This is a genomic window from Lacinutrix sp. MedPE-SW (assembly GCF_001874145.1).
GTDB lineage: Bacteria > Bacteroidota > Bacteroidia > Flavobacteriales > Flavobacteriaceae > Lacinutrix.
The window spans coordinates 65,780-84,257 of the sequence record NZ_MPCX01000003.1; the positions used below are offsets into that span (position 1 = coordinate 65,780).

Annotated in this window: 19 protein-coding genes; 7 read left to right on the top strand and 12 right to left on the bottom strand. The window is 30.9% G+C overall.

All coding sequences use genetic code 11. The features are described 5' to 3' along the window. From BM549_RS03955 to BM549_RS03970, 4 genes are read right to left on the bottom strand one after another with little or no spacing between them, the layout of a single operon-like run. Positions 1 to 1,260, bottom strand: a complete 1,260-nt coding sequence (locus BM549_RS03955) for an outer membrane protein assembly factor (RefSeq protein WP_290469077.1) — start codon at positions 1,258 to 1,260, stop codon at positions 1 to 3. Continuing rightward, positions 1,257 to 2,261, bottom strand: a complete 1,005-nt coding sequence (locus BM549_RS03960; RefSeq protein ID WP_290469078.1) for a glycoside hydrolase — start codon at positions 2,259 to 2,261, stop codon at positions 1,257 to 1,259. Before BM549_RS03960 ends, BM549_RS03955 begins: the two co-directional genes overlap by 4 nt. A gap of 44 nt (positions 2,262 to 2,305) precedes the next feature. After that, entirely contained in the window at positions 2,306 to 3,217 is a 912-nt protein-coding gene (locus BM549_RS03965; protein WP_290469079.1) for a hypothetical protein, read from the bottom strand. Positions 3,218 to 3,270: 53 nt separating this feature from the next. Continuing rightward, entirely contained in the window at positions 3,271 to 3,987 is a 717-nt protein-coding gene (locus BM549_RS03970) for a DUF547 domain-containing protein (RefSeq protein WP_290469080.1), read from the bottom strand. A gap of 180 nt (positions 3,988 to 4,167) precedes the next feature. Between BM549_RS03970 and BM549_RS03975 the strand changes: the two genes are divergently transcribed. The 6 genes from BM549_RS03975 (at position 4,168) to BM549_RS04000 (ending at position 11,232) form a co-directional block, all read left to right on the top strand. Next, entirely contained in the window at positions 4,168 to 5,472 is a 1,305-nt protein-coding gene (locus BM549_RS03975; RefSeq protein ID WP_290469081.1) for an FAD-dependent oxidoreductase, read from the top strand. A gap of 9 nt (positions 5,473 to 5,481) precedes the next feature. Next, complete coding sequence (locus BM549_RS03980; RefSeq protein WP_290469082.1) at positions 5,482 to 7,074, top strand: 4Fe-4S dicluster domain-containing protein; 1,593 nt, start codon at positions 5,482 to 5,484, stop codon at positions 7,072 to 7,074. A 24-nt stretch (positions 7,075 to 7,098) separates the two neighbouring features. Beyond that, the gene (locus tag BM549_RS03985; RefSeq protein ID WP_290469083.1) at positions 7,099 to 7,575 is read left to right on the top strand and encodes a hypothetical protein; all 477 of its coding nucleotides are present in this window, start codon (positions 7,099 to 7,101) and stop codon (positions 7,573 to 7,575) included. Beyond that, entirely contained in the window at positions 7,572 to 8,264 is a 693-nt protein-coding gene (locus tag BM549_RS03990) for a glycosyltransferase family 2 protein (RefSeq protein ID WP_290469084.1), read from the top strand. Before BM549_RS03985 ends, BM549_RS03990 begins: the two co-directional genes overlap by 4 nt. A 56-nt stretch (positions 8,265 to 8,320) precedes the next feature. Next, positions 8,321 to 9,754 (top strand): cellulose synthase family protein, encoded by a 1,434-nt coding sequence (locus tag BM549_RS03995; protein WP_290469251.1) that lies wholly within the window; start codon positions 8,321 to 8,323, stop codon positions 9,752 to 9,754. 110 nt (positions 9,755 to 9,864) lie between these two features. Beyond that, positions 9,865 to 11,232 carry a glycosyltransferase 87 family protein gene (locus BM549_RS04000; protein ID WP_290469085.1) on the top strand — a complete coding sequence of 456 codons (1,368 nt, stop codon included), beginning with the start codon at positions 9,865 to 9,867 and terminating at the stop codon, positions 11,230 to 11,232. Positions 11,233 to 11,234: 2 nt separating this feature from the next. Here the strand turns inward: BM549_RS04000 and BM549_RS04005 are convergent, their stop codons facing one another. From BM549_RS04005 to BM549_RS04040, 8 genes are all read right to left on the bottom strand, one after another. Beyond that, the gene (locus tag BM549_RS04005; RefSeq protein ID WP_290469086.1) at positions 11,235 to 11,906 is read right to left on the bottom strand and encodes a class I SAM-dependent methyltransferase; all 672 of its coding nucleotides are present in this window, start codon (positions 11,904 to 11,906) and stop codon (positions 11,235 to 11,237) included. A gap of 123 nt (positions 11,907 to 12,029) precedes the next feature. Next, on the bottom strand, positions 12,030 to 12,509 hold the full coding sequence (locus tag BM549_RS04010; protein ID WP_290469087.1) for a DUF2383 domain-containing protein: 480 nt from the start codon (positions 12,507 to 12,509) through the stop codon (positions 12,030 to 12,032). A gap of 185 nt (positions 12,510 to 12,694) precedes the next feature. Beyond that, positions 12,695 to 13,045: a hypothetical protein gene (locus BM549_RS04015; protein ID WP_290469088.1), complete on the bottom strand. Its 351-nt coding sequence runs from the start codon at positions 13,043 to 13,045 to the stop codon at positions 12,695 to 12,697. Between the two features lie 61 nt (positions 13,046 to 13,106). Further along, complete coding sequence (locus tag BM549_RS04020) at positions 13,107 to 13,886, bottom strand: RMD1 family protein (RefSeq protein WP_290469089.1); 780 nt, start codon at positions 13,884 to 13,886, stop codon at positions 13,107 to 13,109. Next, positions 13,886 to 14,203: a hypothetical protein gene (locus tag BM549_RS04025; protein WP_290469090.1), complete on the bottom strand. Its 318-nt coding sequence runs from the start codon at positions 14,201 to 14,203 to the stop codon at positions 13,886 to 13,888. Before BM549_RS04025 ends, BM549_RS04020 begins: the two co-directional genes overlap by 1 nt. A 2-nt stretch (positions 14,204 to 14,205) precedes the next feature. Beyond that, positions 14,206 to 15,180, bottom strand: a complete 975-nt coding sequence (locus BM549_RS04030) for a deoxyhypusine synthase family protein (protein ID WP_013869282.1) — start codon at positions 15,178 to 15,180, stop codon at positions 14,206 to 14,208. Next, on the bottom strand, positions 15,170 to 16,108 hold the full coding sequence (gene speB / locus BM549_RS04035) for an agmatinase (RefSeq protein ID WP_290469091.1): 939 nt from the start codon (positions 16,106 to 16,108) through the stop codon (positions 15,170 to 15,172). The genes BM549_RS04030 and speB overlap by 11 nt, the downstream gene beginning before the upstream one ends. Next, the gene (locus tag BM549_RS04040) at positions 16,098 to 17,495 is read right to left on the bottom strand and encodes an arginine decarboxylase (RefSeq protein ID WP_290469092.1); all 1,398 of its coding nucleotides are present in this window, start codon (positions 17,493 to 17,495) and stop codon (positions 16,098 to 16,100) included. The genes speB and BM549_RS04040 overlap by 11 nt, the downstream gene beginning before the upstream one ends. Positions 17,496 to 17,920: 425 nt before the next feature. On the opposite strand from BM549_RS04040, the gene BM549_RS04045 reads away from it, so the two are divergent. After that, positions 17,921 to 18,475 carry an ASCH domain-containing protein gene (locus BM549_RS04045; protein WP_290469093.1) on the top strand — a complete coding sequence of 185 codons (555 nt, stop codon included), beginning with the start codon at positions 17,921 to 17,923 and terminating at the stop codon, positions 18,473 to 18,475. The last annotated feature ends 3 nt before the right edge of the window (positions 18,476 to 18,478 follow it).

Consider the following 18,478-nt stretch of genomic DNA (forward strand, 5'->3'; position numbering starts at 1 on the left):
TTAAAAATATTGCCCAATGCCAAAAACCAAGCCTTGTGTATCTCCTTTAGTTACGCCATAACCGTAATCTATTCTAAAAATAGCATTAAAAATACGTTTATGTATAAATCGCAAACCAACGCCTGGATAAACTCTAATATTATCGGCTTGCCCAAAGTCACCTAAATCGCCTCCAGGATTTCGCCAAGATCCAGCGTCTAAAAAAGCATTGCCTTGCAAAGCAAACCAGTTTTTCTCGTATAACGTGTAACGGTATTCGGTATTTAAAACTATAGCTCCAGTACCTCTATCTATGGTATTACCTACACCACGAATATTAATATTATTATCTACCGAAAACGGAGCAAAAGGTGTGTCGCTATTAGTTGCAAAACCTATACGTAAACGCGATGCCCAATTGCCTTTACTTAGCACTTTTTTATAATAATTAAAATCGTTCCAGCCTATTACAAACTCTGGTAAATCTTCATTTCTAGATGTTACATATTGAAGGTTTAATATGCTTTTAAAACCTTCTACATATTGGTAATCGTAATCTAAATCACTAAACTCGTAAATGGCTTTATAAAGCAACTTTTTTACATTTAAATTTAATGGTACGTTGGGATTTGTAGCTCCAAATTTATATTCATAATCTTCAGTAAAATAGTTTACACCTAATTCTATCCTGTTATTAAAATTAATCTCATATAATCCTAAAATTTCAAAAGCTTTATTTCTGTATTTATAATCGGCAGTAGTATTATCGAAAAAAACAGGTTCTTGAGTTGTTAAATCTTGATGGTTTATTGCCAGACCAAATTGTCTACTAAATAAGTATGGTGCTCTAAAATTTATACCATAAGAACTGTAAATATCTTTTTGGTAAAATCCGCCAAAAGTTATATTTCTTCCTAATAAATTAAATTCGTACAAACCTATTCTATAGGCAAATTCATCATCATTAGTTGTATAAAAATTTACCGATGGTATGATTGTGAAATTTTCTTCAATATTATAAAACACATTATAGGTTTCGCCATGACTTTTAAATACTTGATAATAGGCATGTGCTACTGCTGGTAATCTTTTTAAACGTTTAATATCTTCTTCAAGTATTGTAGAATCTAACACTGTTCCTGCTTTTGCTCTAGAAATTTTTACAACAAATGAGCTTTTTATTTTTTTATTGCCTTGCACTTTAAGATCTAAAATGGTTTGACTTTGAGCTAAAAGTAAACCAGATAAAATAATACTTAATGTTAGTGCAAAGGTTTTCATTTGTGTGATTTAAAATGGTTTTTTATTATGGCTTCTACTGGTTTATTTTGAGGCGTAAATTGGCTGTCGTTTTCACCGCCAACCTCATCATGGGCGTGAAACCATTTCCAAATAAAACCACCAGCAAACCAATCTTCTTTCCAAAAGGTTTCAAACAAAGCTTTAGTGGTATTATTTTGTGCTTCTAAATTTACAGTGTTCATACTACGGTCTGAAACCCAAGGTTGTTTACCTGCATAATCAACACTTCTATAACCATATTCTGTAAACAAAATTGGTTTTTGGTAAGTATCATAAAACGATTTAATTGTTGTTTTATGTGTTTTCCAACCTTTTAAACATTCTTCAACTGTTGGTGTTTTACTATCGCTTACAGGAAAATAAGCATCAATACCAATATAGTCTAACTGTTTCCAAAATGGTGTACGTTTATACTCGTCCCAATTTGCGGCATAGGTTAATTTTCCCTTATATATTTTTTTAATTTCAGTAATTAAGTTACTCCAATATTCTGGTCTATTGGCTACAAATTGTTCTAGTTCTGTTCCAATACATAGAATTTCTGCGTTTATTTCTTGGGCAGCTTCAGCGTATTCTAAAATAAAACTGGAGTAAGAGGTTTCTAGAGTTTTCCAATCGGCTTCTGTTTTCATTTTCAAATAGCCTGTAAACTCACCATTTCTAATCCATATTTGTGGTTTTACCATAATTTTTATGCCTTTAGCCTGAAGACTTTTGCCATATTGCTTAACGCCAGCTCTGGTTTCACCAAACCATTGTCTATTAGAATTATGTATTATCTCTGGATTTTCCAGACTTTTTGTAAAACCAAATGGCATAATAGCTGCATAATTTGCATGTACATTTACTACTGGATTTGTATGAACATCTGTTACTGGTATGCCTGACGCTACAAAGCTTACACCATTAATTTTTTCTTGACCGTTACATGATTGTAACAGTACTATTAATGATAAAAAAAGGAGCTTAATATATTTCATTATTTCTACTTATAATTAAACTCCTAATTTACTATTAATTAATTTTAAAATAATGCTCTTAAACCTAAACTGTATGTATTACCTAAACCTTGAAAACTATGACCTCTTACTATTTTACCGTAAGACGCTTCAATATTTAATGTTTGCGAAAGTTGGTATTTACCACCAAATCCTAATTGTGTGTAGTTTTGAGAAAAATCGTTTCCTAAGTCTATTAAAAAGGCTTGTTGTGCATTTACAAATACTGTAGATTTTCCTGATGGAAAATAACTTAAAAAAGCACTTACTGGTAAAAACATACTGTTATTAGCAAAACGCTCACCAATATTTACTTCCTCTGGGTTAGCTTCGCTTGCCTTTTCTCCAAAATTAAAACCAAAATCGGCTTCTGTAAATATTTGCCAATCGCCACCACCAAATGTTTTGTCATAGAAAAATTTTGTCTCCCAAAACACACTTCGCTTGTCTAAATATCTTGCTCCAGGTTCGTCTTTAAATATTGGTAAATACACAGAACTTGTAAACGAAAAATTAGGAATATTTGCAAAAGGCTGCACTCTAATTGATGGTGCAATTGTTGTTAAACCACTTCTGGAATCTATGCCATTATTTTCGAAACTAAATACGCTAAACGCATCTTGACCATTAAATGTATTGGCTCTAACCTGCAAAATTAAACCAACATTTATTCTAGAATTATTACTAACTCCTGTATAAATCTCGGTCGTGTTTGTAAAAAAGTTTTCTCTTAATATATCCTGCGCATCACTACCAGCATCTGTTTGTTTGGTTTGCGTATATAGACTATTAAAAAACTTGATATCCCATTGTCCTTTGTTTAATAATTTTGATGGTGTATACGTTTGTATATTACTTTCTGTTTGTTCTTCTGTTTCTTGAGAAAAGCTCAAAAATCCTGTAGCTAAAGCTATAAATAGTAAGGTTGTTTTTTTCATTTAAAGGTGATTTTTAGTATTAGTTAGGGAATTTATGCGTTAGCAACATGTTGTTATTGCTTGTTTATATTCCAATTATATTCAAAATAAGAAAGCTTATAGTCTGTTGGAATTTTAGCAGTTCTAAAACTGTTTAGGTATTCTATTTCAGACTTGCCATTTACAGTAAAATCTTCTTTATACCATTCTAATATTTTAGAACCGTTTACCTGCTTTTTTTTATTATTTACCTTAATAAAATAATCGCCATTAATGGCTAATGTTGCTTGCTTTTGTAGTTGTGCTTCTAATGTAATTGGCAAATAAGCTTTATTAATTAATGGCGGACAACCAACAGCACCACACACTAAAACAAAATGAAAACGGGCATCTTTAAACTGGGCTCTTAACAAATCGTTTTCTATGCTATTTAAGGTTACTTTTTTTCCTGCTAAATTGTATTTTGTTTTATCAAAAAAACCTTTGTCGTTTAAAGGCGAGCTTGTTGGATAATTATCAACTAAACCTTTAATAACCGAAAGATTATAAGCATTTATCCAGAAGGCTTGATAGTTTTTAGCATCGGTTTTAGATACTGTAATACCTTCAGCTGTTTTTAAAACTTCATTTAATGTAGAAGGTTCTTTTTTTATTTCAGAATAAGCGACTCTTCCATTTTTTACATAAGTTTTAAAAAAAGAATCTGCTTGTTTAAAAAAGGTTTCTATAGTTTGCGCTTCCGCAGAAAAACCTCCCAAACTCATTAATATTATTACTATTATTTTTTTCATAAAACAAAATGTTAAAATGTTTACAATTAAAAATTAAGTCTGAAACATTTTTAAAAACTTTCAAAAACTGAAAAAAAATTCTTTTTAAACGTTATTCGCAATTTATATTTATTCTAAATACCACTTCACGATTAAGTTTTTATCTTTAGTCACGACCTAACAAAAAACAAAACTTAAAACATGGAGCATATTGTTATTATTGGCAACGGAATTTCTGGCGTCACTACTGCAAGACATATTCGAAAAAATTCCGACAAAAAAATTACAATTGTTTCTGCAGAGTCCGATTATTTTTTCTCGCGTACTGCACTAATGTATATTTATATGGGTCACATGACCTACGAGAATACTAAACCTTATGAGGATTGGTTTTGGAAAAAAAATAGAATCGAACTTAAAAACGGTTATGTTAAAAATGTAGATACGGCTGTTAAAACATTACATTTTAATAATGGTGATACTTTACAGTATGATAAACTAGTTCTAGCTACAGGAAGTAAACCAAATAAGTTTGGTTGGCCTGGACAAGACTTAGATGGTGTACAAGGCTTATATAGTAAACAGGATTTAGAAACTTTAGAAGCAAACGCACCAAATAATGAAGTATGCAATAGAGCAGTAATTGTTGGTGGTGGATTAATTGGTATTGAGTTAGCCGAAATGCTAATGACAAGAAATATTCCTGTTACTTTTTTAGTACGCGAAAGTAGTTTTTGGAACGGTGTTTTACCAAAAGGTGAAAGCGCTATGATTAATAGACATATTGAAAGTCACCACATAGATTTACGCTTATCTACAAATTTAAAAGAAATTAAAGCTGATGAAAATGGCCGTGTAAAGTCTATAATTATCGAAGAAACTGGAGAAGAAATCGCTTGTAATGTTGTAGGCTTAACTGCTGGTGTAACACCAAATATAGATTTTTTAAAAACCTCTAATATCGAAACTGATAAAGGTATTTTAGTAAACAAATATTTAGAAACAAATATACCAGATGTTTATGCTATTGGCGATTGTGCACAACAGCACGAAGCTATTGGGCAACGCAGACCAATTGAAGCAGTTTGGTATACAGGACGTATGATGGGAGAAGTTTTAGCACAAACAATTTGTGGTAATAAAATGGCATATAATCCAGGACACTGGTTTAATTCTGCAAAATTTTTAGATATCGAATACCAAACTTACGGTTGGGTTTTTAGCGAAAGAAATAAAAAAGATAACGAGTCTCATTTTCACTGGAAACATGAAGACGATACAAAGTGTATAACTGTAGCTTATAACAATACTACAAATACATTTTTAGGTATAAATACTTTTGGTATTAGAATGCGACATGAAGTTTTTAACCGTTGGCTTACCGAAGAAAGAGACATTGACTATGTGATTAAAAATTTAGCAACAGCTAATTTCGATCCAGAGTTTTTTAGTCATTTTGAGAAAGACATCATTAAAGCATATAACCAACAATTACAAACAGCCTAACCTAACAAGATGAGTAATAAATTAAATCACAATATGTCTTTAGCAAATGCAAAAGACTTATCTACAAAACAAAAAATAGCTTCTGGAATAGGTGTTCTAGGGCTTTTTATATTGGTTTTAGCCTTTTTAAATGTTGGTTTCACCAACAAAGTGTTATGGCTTTCTTTGTCTCTTGGACTTATAACTGCTGGTACCATTTGGTTTACAAACCTTGCTTATTTAGGTAAAAGTAAAGGCATAAAAAACGATGGTGTTTGGTTTAAATCTATATCGTCTCGAGGCATTATTGGCTGGATAACCGGTGTAGTAATGACTGCTTTTTATATAGTACTTTATTTTAAAGCTGGTTGGTTAGGTCTTGGTACAGATGGCGCTCCAAACACTGGTTTGGTTGCACTTTTCGATCCTTTAAGTAAAGTATTAAGTGGTAATCCTGCGAGCCAATGGTTTGTTTATGGAACACTTTATACCGTTGCTATTTTAGTTTTTGGTTATAAATTTTTAATGAAATACCGCCATAATCGTTACGAACAAATTAGAACAGGATCTGTCATGTTTTTTCAGCTTGCATTTGCCTTTTTAATTCCCGAATTTATGGCGAGATTAAATTCCGATAGTTTTAAATTACCTTACTACGACCTTAAAAATATCTGGCCACTTAATTATTATAATTTTGAGCAATATAGAGTAGACGGGTTTATTAGCGCAGGAACTGTTGGTACCGCGTTACTAATATTTGGTATACTTTCTATATTTGTAATAACTCCTATTTTAACTTTTAAATACGGTAAACGTTGGTATTGTTCATGGGTTTGTGGTTGTGGTGGTTTAGCTGAAACTGCTGGAGATCCTTTTAGACACTTAAGTAACAAAAAACAGTATGCTTGGAAGATAGAACGTTGGGTAATACATAGTGTTTTAGTATTTGTAGTGTTAATGACAACTGCTGTTGTGTACTCATACTTAGGTGATGATTCTAGCAAATATTGGCTTACAAAAAACGTGTTTTTATTTAGCGTTGCAGGAATACTAACATTAGTATTTGCATTAACCATGATTTTTAAACGCCAAGAACTTGGTAAAGACGCTAAGCTAGGAGCCATAGGTTACTTTGCAATAATTATGGCATTAATTGGTATGCACTTTTTTAGTGGTAACAGTAATGTGTTTTTATTTGAGGCCGAAACACTTCGAAGCACATATGGCTTTTTAATTGGCGCTATATTTTCTGGAGTTATTGGTACAGGCTTCTACCCTATTTTTGGAAACCGTGTGTGGTGTCGTTTTGGATGTCCAATGGCAGCAATACTAGGATTTCAGCAACGCCTTTTTTCAAAATTTAGAATTACAACTAATGGTGGACAATGCATCTCTTGCGGTAATTGTTCTACCTATTGCGAAATGGGAATAGACGTTCGTGCTTATGCACAAAAAGGGGAAAACATTGTACGTTCTAGCTGTGTTGGTTGTGGTGTTTGTAGTGCTGTTTGTCCACGTGGTGTTTTAAAATTAGAAAATGATAGTATGGATGGCAGAATTAATCCTAAAGAAATTCTATTAGGAAACGATGTTAATTTAATGGATTTGTTAAACAACAAATAAAATGAAACGCTAAGCTTTTTAAAAATGAAAGTCACCATTTACATATTTGTTTTTTTATTCAGTTTTAACGCTTCCGCAGAAAAAATATATAATAAAACTTTTTATGATAACGGAAACATTAAAGCTGAAGGTTGGACAGAAAATAATTTAAAAACAGATTATTGGAAATTTTACCACAGTAATGGTAACCTAGAAAGCGAAGGCCATTTTAAAAACAATAAACCCGTTAAATATTGGTACTTTTACACTTTTAACGGAAAGAAAAAAAGCGAAGGCCATTATTTAAAAGGCATAAAAGTTAATTGGTGGTTGTTTTACGATAAAAACGAAAACATAAACCATAAATGCCAATTAAAAAACAATGTAAAAAATGGCTACTGCTTAATGTACAAAAACAACAAGCTTATTGCTGCTGCAAAGTTTTCCGAAGGAAAAAAAATAAAAGAATGGAGAGACTTTTCATCCTTTAAAAAAGAAAATAAATTGAGCGATCTTAAATGACCAATATAAAAGTCATCATTCCTGCTTATAACGAGCAAGATTCTATTACAAACGTAATAAACGACATCCCTAACATAGTAAATGAAGTTATTGTAGTAAACAATAATTCTACAGACCTAACCGCTGCAAATGCAGAAAAGGCAGGAGCAACAGTACTTACCGAGAATAATCGTGGGTATGGTTATGCCTGTTTAAAAGGTATGGACTATATAGCAAAACTTCAAATTAAGCCAGATATAATTGTATTTCTTGATGGCGATTATAGTGATTACCCAGAAGAGTTAACCAAAGTTGTTGCACCAATATTAAATGATGATATCGATTTTGTAATAGGATCAAGAGTTAAACGACTTAGAGAAGGTAACTCCATGACACCACAACAAGTATTTGGTAATTGGTTAGCAACCTTTTTAATGCGATTATTTTTTGGAGCAAAATTTACAGATTTAGGACCGTTTAGAGCCATAAAATACAATAAGCTTGTAGCATTAAATATGGAAGACAAAACCTATGGTTGGACTGTAGAAATGCAGCTAAAAGCTTTAAAGCAAAAACTAACTTATGTAGAAATACCTGTGCGTTATAAACAAAGAATAGGTGTTTCTAAAGTGTCTGGAACCGTAAAAGGTACTATATTTGCTGGCTTTAAGATATTAGGTTGGATTTTTAAATACAGTTTTAAAAAGTGATTTATTTAAATACATTTATTATAATTATTTACTCTGTAGCATTAGTGCTTATTTTTATGTACGCATTAGCACAGTTAAATTTGTTGTTCAATTATATTTCTGCACAAAAGAAAAAAGTAAAAACACCTTATTTAGATTTTAATAATCCAGAGCAAGTACCACATGTAACCATACAACTTCCTGTGTATAACGAAGAGTATGTAATGGAGCGTTTATTAGAAAATATTGCTTTAATAGATTATCCAAAAAACAAATTAGAAATTCAGGTATTAGACGACTCTACAGACGAAACAGTAGAATCTACAGCCATAAGAGTACAAATGCTAAAAGACCAAGGTTTAGACATTGTACATATTTGCCGTACAAATCGTGAAGGCTTTAAAGCAGGAGCTTTAAAAGAAGGTTTAGAAGTTGCAAAAGGCGAATTTATTGCCATTTTTGATGCCGATTTTCTACCAAAAAAAGATTGGCTTAAAAAAACCATTCCACATTTTATAGACCGTAATATTGGTGTTGTACAAACACGTTGGGGACACATAAATAGAAACTATTCTACTCTAACAAAAATACAAGCATTCGCTTTAGATGCCCATTTTACATTAGAGCAAGTAGGCCGTAATTCTAAAGGACATTTTATTAATTTTAATGGTACCGCAGGCGTTTGGCGCAGACAATGTATTATAGATGCAGGAAATTGGGAAGGCGACACATTAACCGAAGATTTAGACTTAAGTTACCGCGCACAATTAAAAAACTGGAAATTTGAATACCTTGAAGATGTGGTAACTCCAGCCGAATTACCTGTTGTAATTAGTGCAGCGCGCTCACAACAATTTCGTTGGAACAAAGGTGGCGCAGAAAACTTTAGAAAAATGATGACTAGAGTTTTAAAAAGCAAAAACATTTCGCCAAAAACAAAACTGCACGGTTTACTTCACTTACTTAACAGTACCATGTTTTTAAACGTACTAGTAGTAGGTATTTTAAGCATACCAATGCTTTATATTAAAAACCAATATGCACACCTAAAACCATACTTTTATGTTATGAGTTTCTTTGTGTTAAGCACCATTATTTTCTTTGTTTGTTATTGGTTTATGTATAAACGATCTTATGGTGGTGGCTTTAAAAACTTTATTCGCTACATAGGTATGTTTTTCACCTTTTTCTCAATAGCAATGGGCTTTAGTTTACACAATTCTATAGCCGTATTAGAAGGTCATTTTGGAAAACGAAGCGAATTTGTACGCACACCAAAATTTAATATAAGTACTATAAAAGACAGCTGGCAAGGCAATAAATATTTAAGAAAAAACATCTCTAAAAACGTAATTTTCGAAGGGCTTTTAATGCTCTATTTCGCCTTTGGAATGTATAGCGCATTTGTAGTTGGCGATCAAGGTGGCGATTTTGGTTTATTTCCATTTCACCTTATGTTATTTTTAGGTTTCGGTTTTGTATTTTTTAAATCATTAACCTCAAAAGCATAGTATAAAAATATTTTGGGCGTTACCTAAAGGTCGCGCTTTCACTACTCGCTCTTTTTGTAAAAAAAACAAAAAGCAGCTTAAACAAACCGTTCAATCGCTAACGCATAGCCATGTTTAATTCTGCAGTATTTAAAGCTAACAAACTCCCAATTTTACTTACCATTGTTAGTGCTGTTTTATATTTTACATTTGCCTATAACTTAGAAAGAACAGCACACGTTAAGCTTGTTTCTATTTATGTAATACTATTTACAAGTTTTTATTTTTTAATAAAAAGCAATAAAGTAAATACTAATTTTCTAACAGCAATAGCCTTTTTATTTCGGGCTATATTTATACTATCCATACCTAATTTATCGCAAGATTTTTATCGTTTTATTTGGGACGGACGCTTAATACTGCAAGGTATAAATCCATATTTATACACACCAGAATCCTACATCTCTCAAGCACAATATCCTGTAGCACAAGCACAAGAACTCTACAATGGTATGAGACAACTAAATGCAAGCCATTTTACAAACTATCCACCAATAAACCAGTTATGCTTTATTATAGCAGGCGTATTTGCAGGAAAAAGTATTATTGGCTCTGCTATGGTATTAAGACTATTAATTATTGTTGCCGATTTTGGAATTCTCTATTATGGAAAAAAGCTTTTAAAACAATTAAAAATCCCAGCACGCAATATATTCTGGTATATATTAAATCCGTTTATAATAATAGAACTTACAGGCAATCTGCATTTTGAAGGTGTAATGATTTTCTTTTTAATTTGGAGTTTATATCTTTTACATGCTAGAAAATGGAAATGGGCAGCAGTTGTTTTTGCTTTATCTATTGCCACTAAATTAGTACCACTTATGTTTTTACCATTGTTTTTCTGGTGGTTTTTAAAAAAGCAAACAATTAAAAATTTTATAAAACTCATTACATTTTATACCATCGTTTTAGTTACAACACTATTGCTATTTGCTCCATTTTTCTCATCACAATTTATAGACAATTATGCCAAAACTGTTGGACTTTGGTTTAGTAATTTTGAGTTTAATGCTAGTATTTATTATATAGCAAGAGCTATTGGCTATTGGTTTAGAGGTTATAATGAGATTGCTGTAATTGGTAAAGTTTTACCAGTTATTACAGTACTTTTTATTCTTTACATATCGTTTTTCAAGAAAAACACAAGTTTAAAAAAACTAATTACCGCTATGCTTTTTAGTTTTACAATCTATTTGTTTTTAAGTACAACTGTACATCCATGGTACATTGCAACTATACTTATGCTAAGTGTATTTACAAATTACAAGTTTCCATTGGTGTGGAGTTTTATTGTAATTATAAGTTATCTCGCTTATGCAAATACAGATAACACCGAAAATCTCTGGATTATTGCTTTAGAATATGTAGTTGTTTTTAGCGTATTTATTTGGGAGCTATTAAAAAAAAGAAATAAAACAGTAATTGAAGCTGTTTAACTTTAAAACATATTATATAAATAAGTTACAATAACACCTTTACCTTCTTCAAGAGTAATACGTAACATCTCGGTTTTTTTCTCAATTTTTAAATTAAACGGAGAAGCTAATAAATCTATTCCGCTTTGTTTTTTTAATCTTGTGCCTTGACCAGAAATTATATCTTTATTTGGTACAAAAGCTTCATCTGGTAAATGCTCTGTAATAATTACATATTTATAATTGCTTAATTTATTTGCTATATTTTCAACTTCTTTATTAGATAAGTGCTGTAAAACCTGCCTAATTAAAACACAATCTCCTTTTGGTAAATTATCTTTTGCAATGTCTAAACACTTAAACTCTAGATTAGGTAATTTAAAATTATCTTTATTATAGTGTATAAGATCTTGTACAATATCTATAGCATAATATTTTTTTGAAAACGCTACTAATTGTCTACCAATATTAAAATCACCACATCCTAAATCGCAAATAACAAGTGGTGTTTTAAAAGCTTTTAAAAAAGCTGTAACAACTTTTATATAAGGTTCTATAATTTCTGGTTTATGCGAACCTTCACCAGAGTAAAAAGCAGAATTATTATTTCCCCAAAGATTCATTTTATACACTTGGTCCATTGCATCTTTAGTTGGCCAAGCTTTTTTATTTTTCTTTGGTTTTGGTGTTTTCACTTTCAATTAAAAATTAAAATCTATTTATACTTTAATTTGTAAAATTAACTAAAAGTCTATTACAAAAAAAAGCCACCTTAACGGTAGCTTTATCTCATTCTTCTTTTTCTTTTTCAATATATTTTAAGCACTTACTTGAACCGATTTTATTACAGCATGCGTACTCACTAATTCTGGGCGTTTAGCTGTTCTAATTTCAGAGAGTTGGTTCATTAACATTTCGTAAGCGATTTGAGAGTAAGATCCAGATCTAACAATTTGCATATAGTTATAATGATGATCTTGATCTATTTTTTTACTTTCTTCTAATAACATATTAGTATTATAATCTAAAACTGATGATTTAACATCAAACCATAATCTTGAAAGTCCACCATTTACAGTTCCTTTTTCTTGAGGTAAAACACCTATTTCCATAAGTAAATCTGATATATCCTCAGAAAATTGGTTAAACATACTAATACGCTCTTTAATAAAATCTTTTATAGCGGTATTATTAGATTTTTGTAATAATTGCTCGTATCCAAATTCTGCATCGTGGCAAGCTTTAAGTGCATTTTGTAATGACTCGGCTCCAACTTGATAGGTGATTGTATTACTCATAATAATCCTTTTTTGTTTAACTTAATATTATAAAGATATAAACAGTCATTTAACATTTTTCTTAAAAAAATTATAATTAGTACACCTTTAACATTTAAAGGTTTATTGAAAATCTAAATTTATTTTTATACTAAAAAAAAGCCACATAAAACTATGTGGCTAAAAAATATTTAAAATTTAAATTGTTATTTAATTTTCTCTAACTTAATGATTGTTAACACTTCAACCTCATCATCAAATCCATCTTCATCTGTTTCTGTTACTGTTGTAGATGTGTAAGTTACTTTAAAATTTTCTCCTATTAATTCATCAGACTCTAAATCGAAACTTGCTAACACATCGTCTTTTATTTCTTGAAAAATAATAGTTCGCTCATCTCCTTCACTATTTGTATGTATAAAATTATAACCATAATCTTCTACACCATCATACACTGCTTTAATTGTTAAAGTATCTTGTGTAATACTTTTAAAACTAGATAGAGTTAATAATAAAACACCTACCAATACTAACGTTATTTTGTTTTTTGCTTTCATTTTTTTTTGTTTTTATTATTTATTAATATTTAAATCACAGCACTTTACTGTTTGCTTTTGGCTATTTAATTATTTTTAGGAGCAACATATCAAACACTTCAATTACAATTAAGATTATAATAATCCACTCTAATCTACTGCTTTCTTTATGGTCCATTATGTCTTTAAAAAGCTCTAAGTTTTCTTTAATAATTTCTATGCGCTCCTGAATTAAGCGGTATCTATCTTTTAAATCGAATGTTTTTTTAAGTTCGATATTTAGCACATTTAACTCTTCTACTTCCCATGTAATTTCTGGAGAGTCGAATATGTAAAGGTTCTCTGAGATTCTATTTTTAATGTTAAGAGTCTTGCCTATAAATCGCTTAAGTTTATTTCCAGAAATATCTAACTTTCCTTTTTCTTCTAGGTATAATGTATGCTTGTTGGTTTCTACTAAAAGTGTTTCGGTAATTTCAGAATAACGGTTTAATGCTACAGATTGAGACGTGTTTAGCATTACTAAACGAATCATTTCTTCATTTAGCGCTGGTAACTCTACGTGACTAAACTGTACTTTTAATGTTTCTGGTTTTATAATTACTTCTGTTTCTTCAGAAAGTTTTTGAGAAAAATAATTTGTACAAAAAGGTTTAATTTTTGTTAAGCAGCTTTTTATTATTGTTTCTTCAACATTAAAAAAACTTACAATTCCATATTGAAATATATAGATAAAACTATCTTGAGATGTTTTATAATATAGCTCGTCACTATCTTGAAAAAGCAACTGCCATGACAGTTGCTTTTGGCTTTCTTTTATATTGATAGTACTTGCAACCTGGTAGGCTACGACGTTATACATTAGAAATCATTACTATTTTCGTCCATTTCTGGATCTTGTATCGCTTCTGGATCATTATCATCAAAATCTTCATAATCGTCTTCATCATAATTTTCCATTGTAGCCTCTAATTTGGTACTTACTTTTACTAAATACTTAGTGTCTTGGGTAATTAGTTCTACAGCTTCTACTAGCTCGTTTTTTGCATTTTTAAAAGCAACTATATGTCTATCGTCATAACCGTCTGGAAATTTCTCTACCAACATGGCTAAAATTTCTGGTGTTAATTTTTTAAAATCTACAATAACGCGTTTTAAATGTTCGTGTCTGTTTTTCATAATTATTGGTTTAATAAGTATGCAAAAATTAACGGTGCTACAATAGTAGCATCACTTTCTATTATAAATTTTGGTGTGTCTATATCTAGTTTTCCCCAAGTAATTTTCTCATTTGGTACTGCACCAGAGTATGAGCCATAACTTGTTGTAGAATCACTAATTTGACAGAAATAACTCCAAAATGGTGTTTCTGGTCTTTCCATGTCTTGATATAACATTGGTACTACGCAAATAGGAAAATCTCCTGCAATTCCGCCTCCAATTTGAAAAAAGCCTATTCCATTTTCTGAATTATCTGTATACCAATCTGCTAAAAAAGTCATGTACTCAATACCAGATTTCATTGTACTTGCTTTAAGCTCGCCTTTAAGCACGTAGCTTGCAAAAATGTTTCCCATTGTACTGTCTTCCCAACCTGGGCAAACTATTGGCAGGTTTTTTTGGGCCGCTGCATACATCCAAGAATCTTTTAAATCTATTTCGTAATACTGCTCTAAAACTCCAGATAATAACATTTTATACATATACTCATGCGGTAAATAACGTTCTCCATTAGCTTCGGCATCTTTCCAGATTTTTACAATATGTTGTTGTAGCCTCCTAAATGCTTCTTCTTCTGGAATACAAGTATCTGTTACACGATTTAAACCTTTTTCAAGTAAATCCCACTCATCTTGTGGTGTTAAATCGCGATAATTAGGTACACGTTTGTAATGAGAATGTGCTACTAAATTCATAATATCTTCCTCAAGGTTTGCACCTGTACAAGAGATTATTTGAACTTTGTCTTGTCTTATCATTTCGGCAAAACTTTTACCAAGTTCTGCCGTACTCATTGCACCTGCTAATGATACTAACATTTTAGCTCCACTTTCTAATTGTGCTTCGTAACCTTTTGCTGCATCAACTAATGCTGCTGCATTAAAATGCAAATAGTGTTTTTCTATAAATTGAGAAATTGGTCCTTTAGTATTCATCGTCTTCGTTGTATTTAGCACTATTATTTTTTTGTTTTACATTCTCGTAAGCATTGTCGTAATCTGCTTCGGCATCATCATTTTCAAATTTATAGCTTAGCATTTTGTAGTATAATTTTGCTGCTAAAAAATCTGAAGATTTATCAATTTTATTTGGGCATAACTCGACAATATCAAAACCTACTACATTTTTCTCTTCGAATACTTGCTTTAAAAATTCTAATGTTTCATACCATAATAAACCGCCAGGTTCTGGTGTTCCTGTACTTGGCATTATTGAAGGATCAAATGCGTCTAAATCTATAGTGATAAATACATTCTCTGTCATTTGATCTACTGCACTATCCATCCAAGTATCATCTATAGCCATTTCATGAGCAAAGTACGTTTTCTCTTTGTCCATTACTGTAGTTTCAATAACATCCATAGAACGAATACCTACTTGAATTAAGTTAGTCGTTTGGCTAGCTTCGTAAACAGCACAAGCGTGGTTACATGTTGAGCCTTCGTATTCTTTACGCAAATCTGCATGTGCATCAAGCTGTAATACAGTTAAGCTTGGATACATTTCATTAAAGGCACGAATAGTACCAATAGAGATTGAATGTTCTCCTCCAAATATGGTAACAAACTTATTTTTTTTAATGTATTTTTTAGTTTCTTTATGCACAGCATCTACCATTGCTTCTGGCGAGCTGTTTTCAGTCACAGCTTCTGCTAGATAAATACCTTGTTTGTAAACTTCGGTTTCTGTTTCAATGTCGTATAGCTCCATATTTTCTGAAGCATTTAAAAATGCATCTGGACCTTTATCTGCGCCTTTTTGCCAAGTACTTGTACCATCGTAAGGCACAGGAATTAAAACAATTTTTGATGTTTCTAGCTTAGAGAACTCTTCTCCAATACCAGCATAAGTTTTAGTTTGCATAACCTAAAATTTTAAGTAAGTCTTCACTTTTTTGTTGTTCGCTAAATAGTTTTGTTGTAATGTTTCCGTCTTTATCTTTATTTATTAAAATGTGTTTTGGCGACGGTATTAAGCAGTGTTGCAAACCTCCAAAACCGCCAATAGTTTCTTGGTAAGCACCTGTATTAAAAAACCCTATATATAAAGGTTTGTCTTTATTATATTTTGGTAAATAAATGGCATTCATGTGTTGTTCACTATTGTAATAATCATCACTATCGCAAGTTAAACCTCCAAGTAAAACACGCTCATAACTAGACTCCCATCTATTTATTGCTAGCATTACAAAACGCTTATTTATAGCCCATGTATCTGGAAGAGTTGTTATAAACGATGAATTTATCATGTTCCATTTCTCACGATCGTTTTGTTGCTTTTGGTATAACACCTCGTAAATTGCGCCACCACTTTCTCCTACTGTAAAACTTCCAAATTCTGTAAATATATTTGGTACATCTACTTCTTCTTCCTCACATGTAAGTTTAATTTGGTTTACAATCTCGTCTACCATATACTCATAGTCAAAGTCGAATGCTAATGAGTTTTTAATAGGAAATCCACCACCAATATTTAAGCTATTTAAGCTTGGACATATTTTTTTTAAGCTTGTATATACTTTTAAACATTTTTGTAATTCATTCCAGTAATAAGCATTATCACGAATACCTGTATTTATAAAAAAGTGTAACATTTTAAGGTTAACCTTTTCATTGTTTTGAATTTTATTTTTGTAAAAAGGAACAATGTTTTTGTAGCCAATTCCTAAACGTGATGTATAAAACTCGAACTTAGGTTCTTCTTCTGATGCTATACGAATACCAATGTTGTAATTACCTTTTATTTCTGCAGACAACAAATCTATTTCTTCGTAATTATCGATAATTGGAATACAGTTTTTTTGTCCGTTATTAATTAACCTTGCAATGTTTGTTACATACTGTGCACGTTTAAAACCGTTACTTATAACAAATGTTTCGTTTGTTATTTTGCCTTCTGCTTTTAGGTTCTCTACAATATCAATATCGAAAGCAGATGATGTTTCTATATGAATATTATTAGTTAATGCCTCGTTTAAAACATGCTTAAAGTGTGAGCTTTTTGTACAATAGCAATAATTGTAAGTTCCTTTATAATCATGTTTTTCTATAGCATTTGCAAACCATTGTTTTGCTCGCTGTATATTATTTGATATTTGTGGCAAATAGGTAAACTTTAAAGGCGCACCATATTCTTCTACCAATTTCATAAGATCAATATCATGAAACTGAAGTTGATTTTTTTCAAGTTTGAATTCTTCTTGAGGAAAATCAAAAGTTTGATTGATTAAATCAATATATTTTGTATTCATTATAATTTTTAAAAAACGTTAAGATTTAGTTTAAAAAACAACATTTAATGCTGTTGAAAATAAATTAAAACGTTCCTCTCAAACTTGTATAATTAAGTCTGTTGTAGGTACAAAGCCATAGTAGTGTTGGCTTGCAACTATTGAAGTAAAAGCGGAAGTTAGCTCTAAAATTCGGTTACTTAAACGATAAGCTGCTTTTGAGAATGACTTCCTATTGCTCAAAAACCCGAACATATAAACACGGTTCAATTTGTTCAGCTATATTATATACTTGTTAAAGTAATAATATTATAACGATGCAAATGAAATACTTTTTTTTGAATTTCAAATTAATTTTATATTATTTTTTAATTTATTTCTTAATTACTTGATTTACTGATTGTTTAAGCCGTAATAATTTGTAGATTTAAGGTTAAAACAACACTATGAAGCCATATTATTTTATCATTTTTTTTATTTTTTTTCAATGTAAAAGCGACATTGAAAATAATTCTATACAAGATAATACTGTTGAAAATTCGGTGAATACAATGTGGAATAATTTTACTAAAGCAAATCCTGAATATAAAACTGAAGCTGTTCCAGATTCTTGGTTTTTTCATGACAATAAAAGTGATGCAAATAGGTTAGCACAGCTTACTTTAAATGGAAAAAAAAGAGCCAGTTCTGGTTTATATTTATGGTACAAAGAGGCAAATGCAAGTTTACCTAAGGTTGGAACAAAACAAATAGTTACCAATTATAACGGGCGTGCCATTGCTATAATTGAAACTAAAAAAGTAGATACTATACCATTTAGTAATATCACTAAAGCTTATGCTGCGTTAGATATGGGAACTACTATAGAGCCACTTAAAAAGTGGAAAAATGCACATTGGGCATTTTTTACAAATGCACTAAAAGAAAGTGGCAAGCACCCTACACAAAATATGCTAGTGGTTTGTGAGGTTTTTGAAACTATTTGGCCAATAAAAAAGTAATTA

What these genes read in the sequence shown, in the direction of transcription:
- BM549_RS03955 (WP_290469077.1), bottom strand. Translation starts at nt 1,260, where the DNA reads ATGAAAACCTTTGCACTAACATTAAGTATTATTTTATCTGGTTTACTT.
- BM549_RS03960 (WP_290469078.1), bottom strand. Translation starts at nt 2,261, where the DNA reads ATGAAATATATTAAGCTCCTTTTTTTATCATTAATAGTACTGTTACAA.
- BM549_RS03965 (WP_290469079.1), bottom strand. Translation starts at nt 3,217, where the DNA reads ATGAAAAAAACAACCTTACTATTTATAGCTTTAGCTACAGGATTTTTG.
- BM549_RS03970 (WP_290469080.1), bottom strand. Translation starts at nt 3,987, where the DNA reads ATGAAAAAAATAATAGTAATAATATTAATGAGTTTGGGAGGTTTTTCT.
- BM549_RS03975 (WP_290469081.1), top strand. Translation starts at nt 4,168, where the DNA reads ATGGAGCATATTGTTATTATTGGCAACGGAATTTCTGGCGTCACTACT.
- BM549_RS03980 (WP_290469082.1), top strand. Translation starts at nt 5,482, where the DNA reads ATGAGTAATAAATTAAATCACAATATGTCTTTAGCAAATGCAAAAGAC.
- BM549_RS03985 (WP_290469083.1), top strand. Translation starts at nt 7,099, where the DNA reads ATGAAAGTCACCATTTACATATTTGTTTTTTTATTCAGTTTTAACGCT.
- BM549_RS03990 (WP_290469084.1), top strand. Translation starts at nt 7,572, where the DNA reads ATGACCAATATAAAAGTCATCATTCCTGCTTATAACGAGCAAGATTCT.
- BM549_RS03995 (WP_290469251.1), top strand. Translation starts at nt 8,321, where the DNA reads ATGTACGCATTAGCACAGTTAAATTTGTTGTTCAATTATATTTCTGCA.
- BM549_RS04000 (WP_290469085.1), top strand. Translation starts at nt 9,865, where the DNA reads ATGTTTAATTCTGCAGTATTTAAAGCTAACAAACTCCCAATTTTACTT.
- BM549_RS04010 (WP_290469087.1), bottom strand. Translation starts at nt 12,509, where the DNA reads ATGAGTAATACAATCACCTATCAAGTTGGAGCCGAGTCATTACAAAAT.
- BM549_RS04015 (WP_290469088.1), bottom strand. Translation starts at nt 13,045, where the DNA reads ATGAAAGCAAAAAACAAAATAACGTTAGTATTGGTAGGTGTTTTATTA.
- BM549_RS04020 (WP_290469089.1), bottom strand. Translation starts at nt 13,886, where the DNA reads ATGTATAACGTCGTAGCCTACCAGGTTGCAAGTACTATCAATATAAAA.
- BM549_RS04025 (WP_290469090.1), bottom strand. Translation starts at nt 14,203, where the DNA reads ATGAAAAACAGACACGAACATTTAAAACGCGTTATTGTAGATTTTAAA.
- BM549_RS04030 (WP_013869282.1), bottom strand. Translation starts at nt 15,180, where the DNA reads ATGAATACTAAAGGACCAATTTCTCAATTTATAGAAAAACACTATTTG.
- speB (WP_290469091.1), bottom strand. Translation starts at nt 16,108, where the DNA reads ATGCAAACTAAAACTTATGCTGGTATTGGAGAAGAGTTCTCTAAGCTA.
- BM549_RS04040 (WP_290469092.1), bottom strand. Translation starts at nt 17,495, where the DNA reads ATGAATACAAAATATATTGATTTAATCAATCAAACTTTTGATTTTCCT.
- BM549_RS04045 (WP_290469093.1), top strand. Translation starts at nt 17,921, where the DNA reads ATGAAGCCATATTATTTTATCATTTTTTTTATTTTTTTTCAATGTAAA.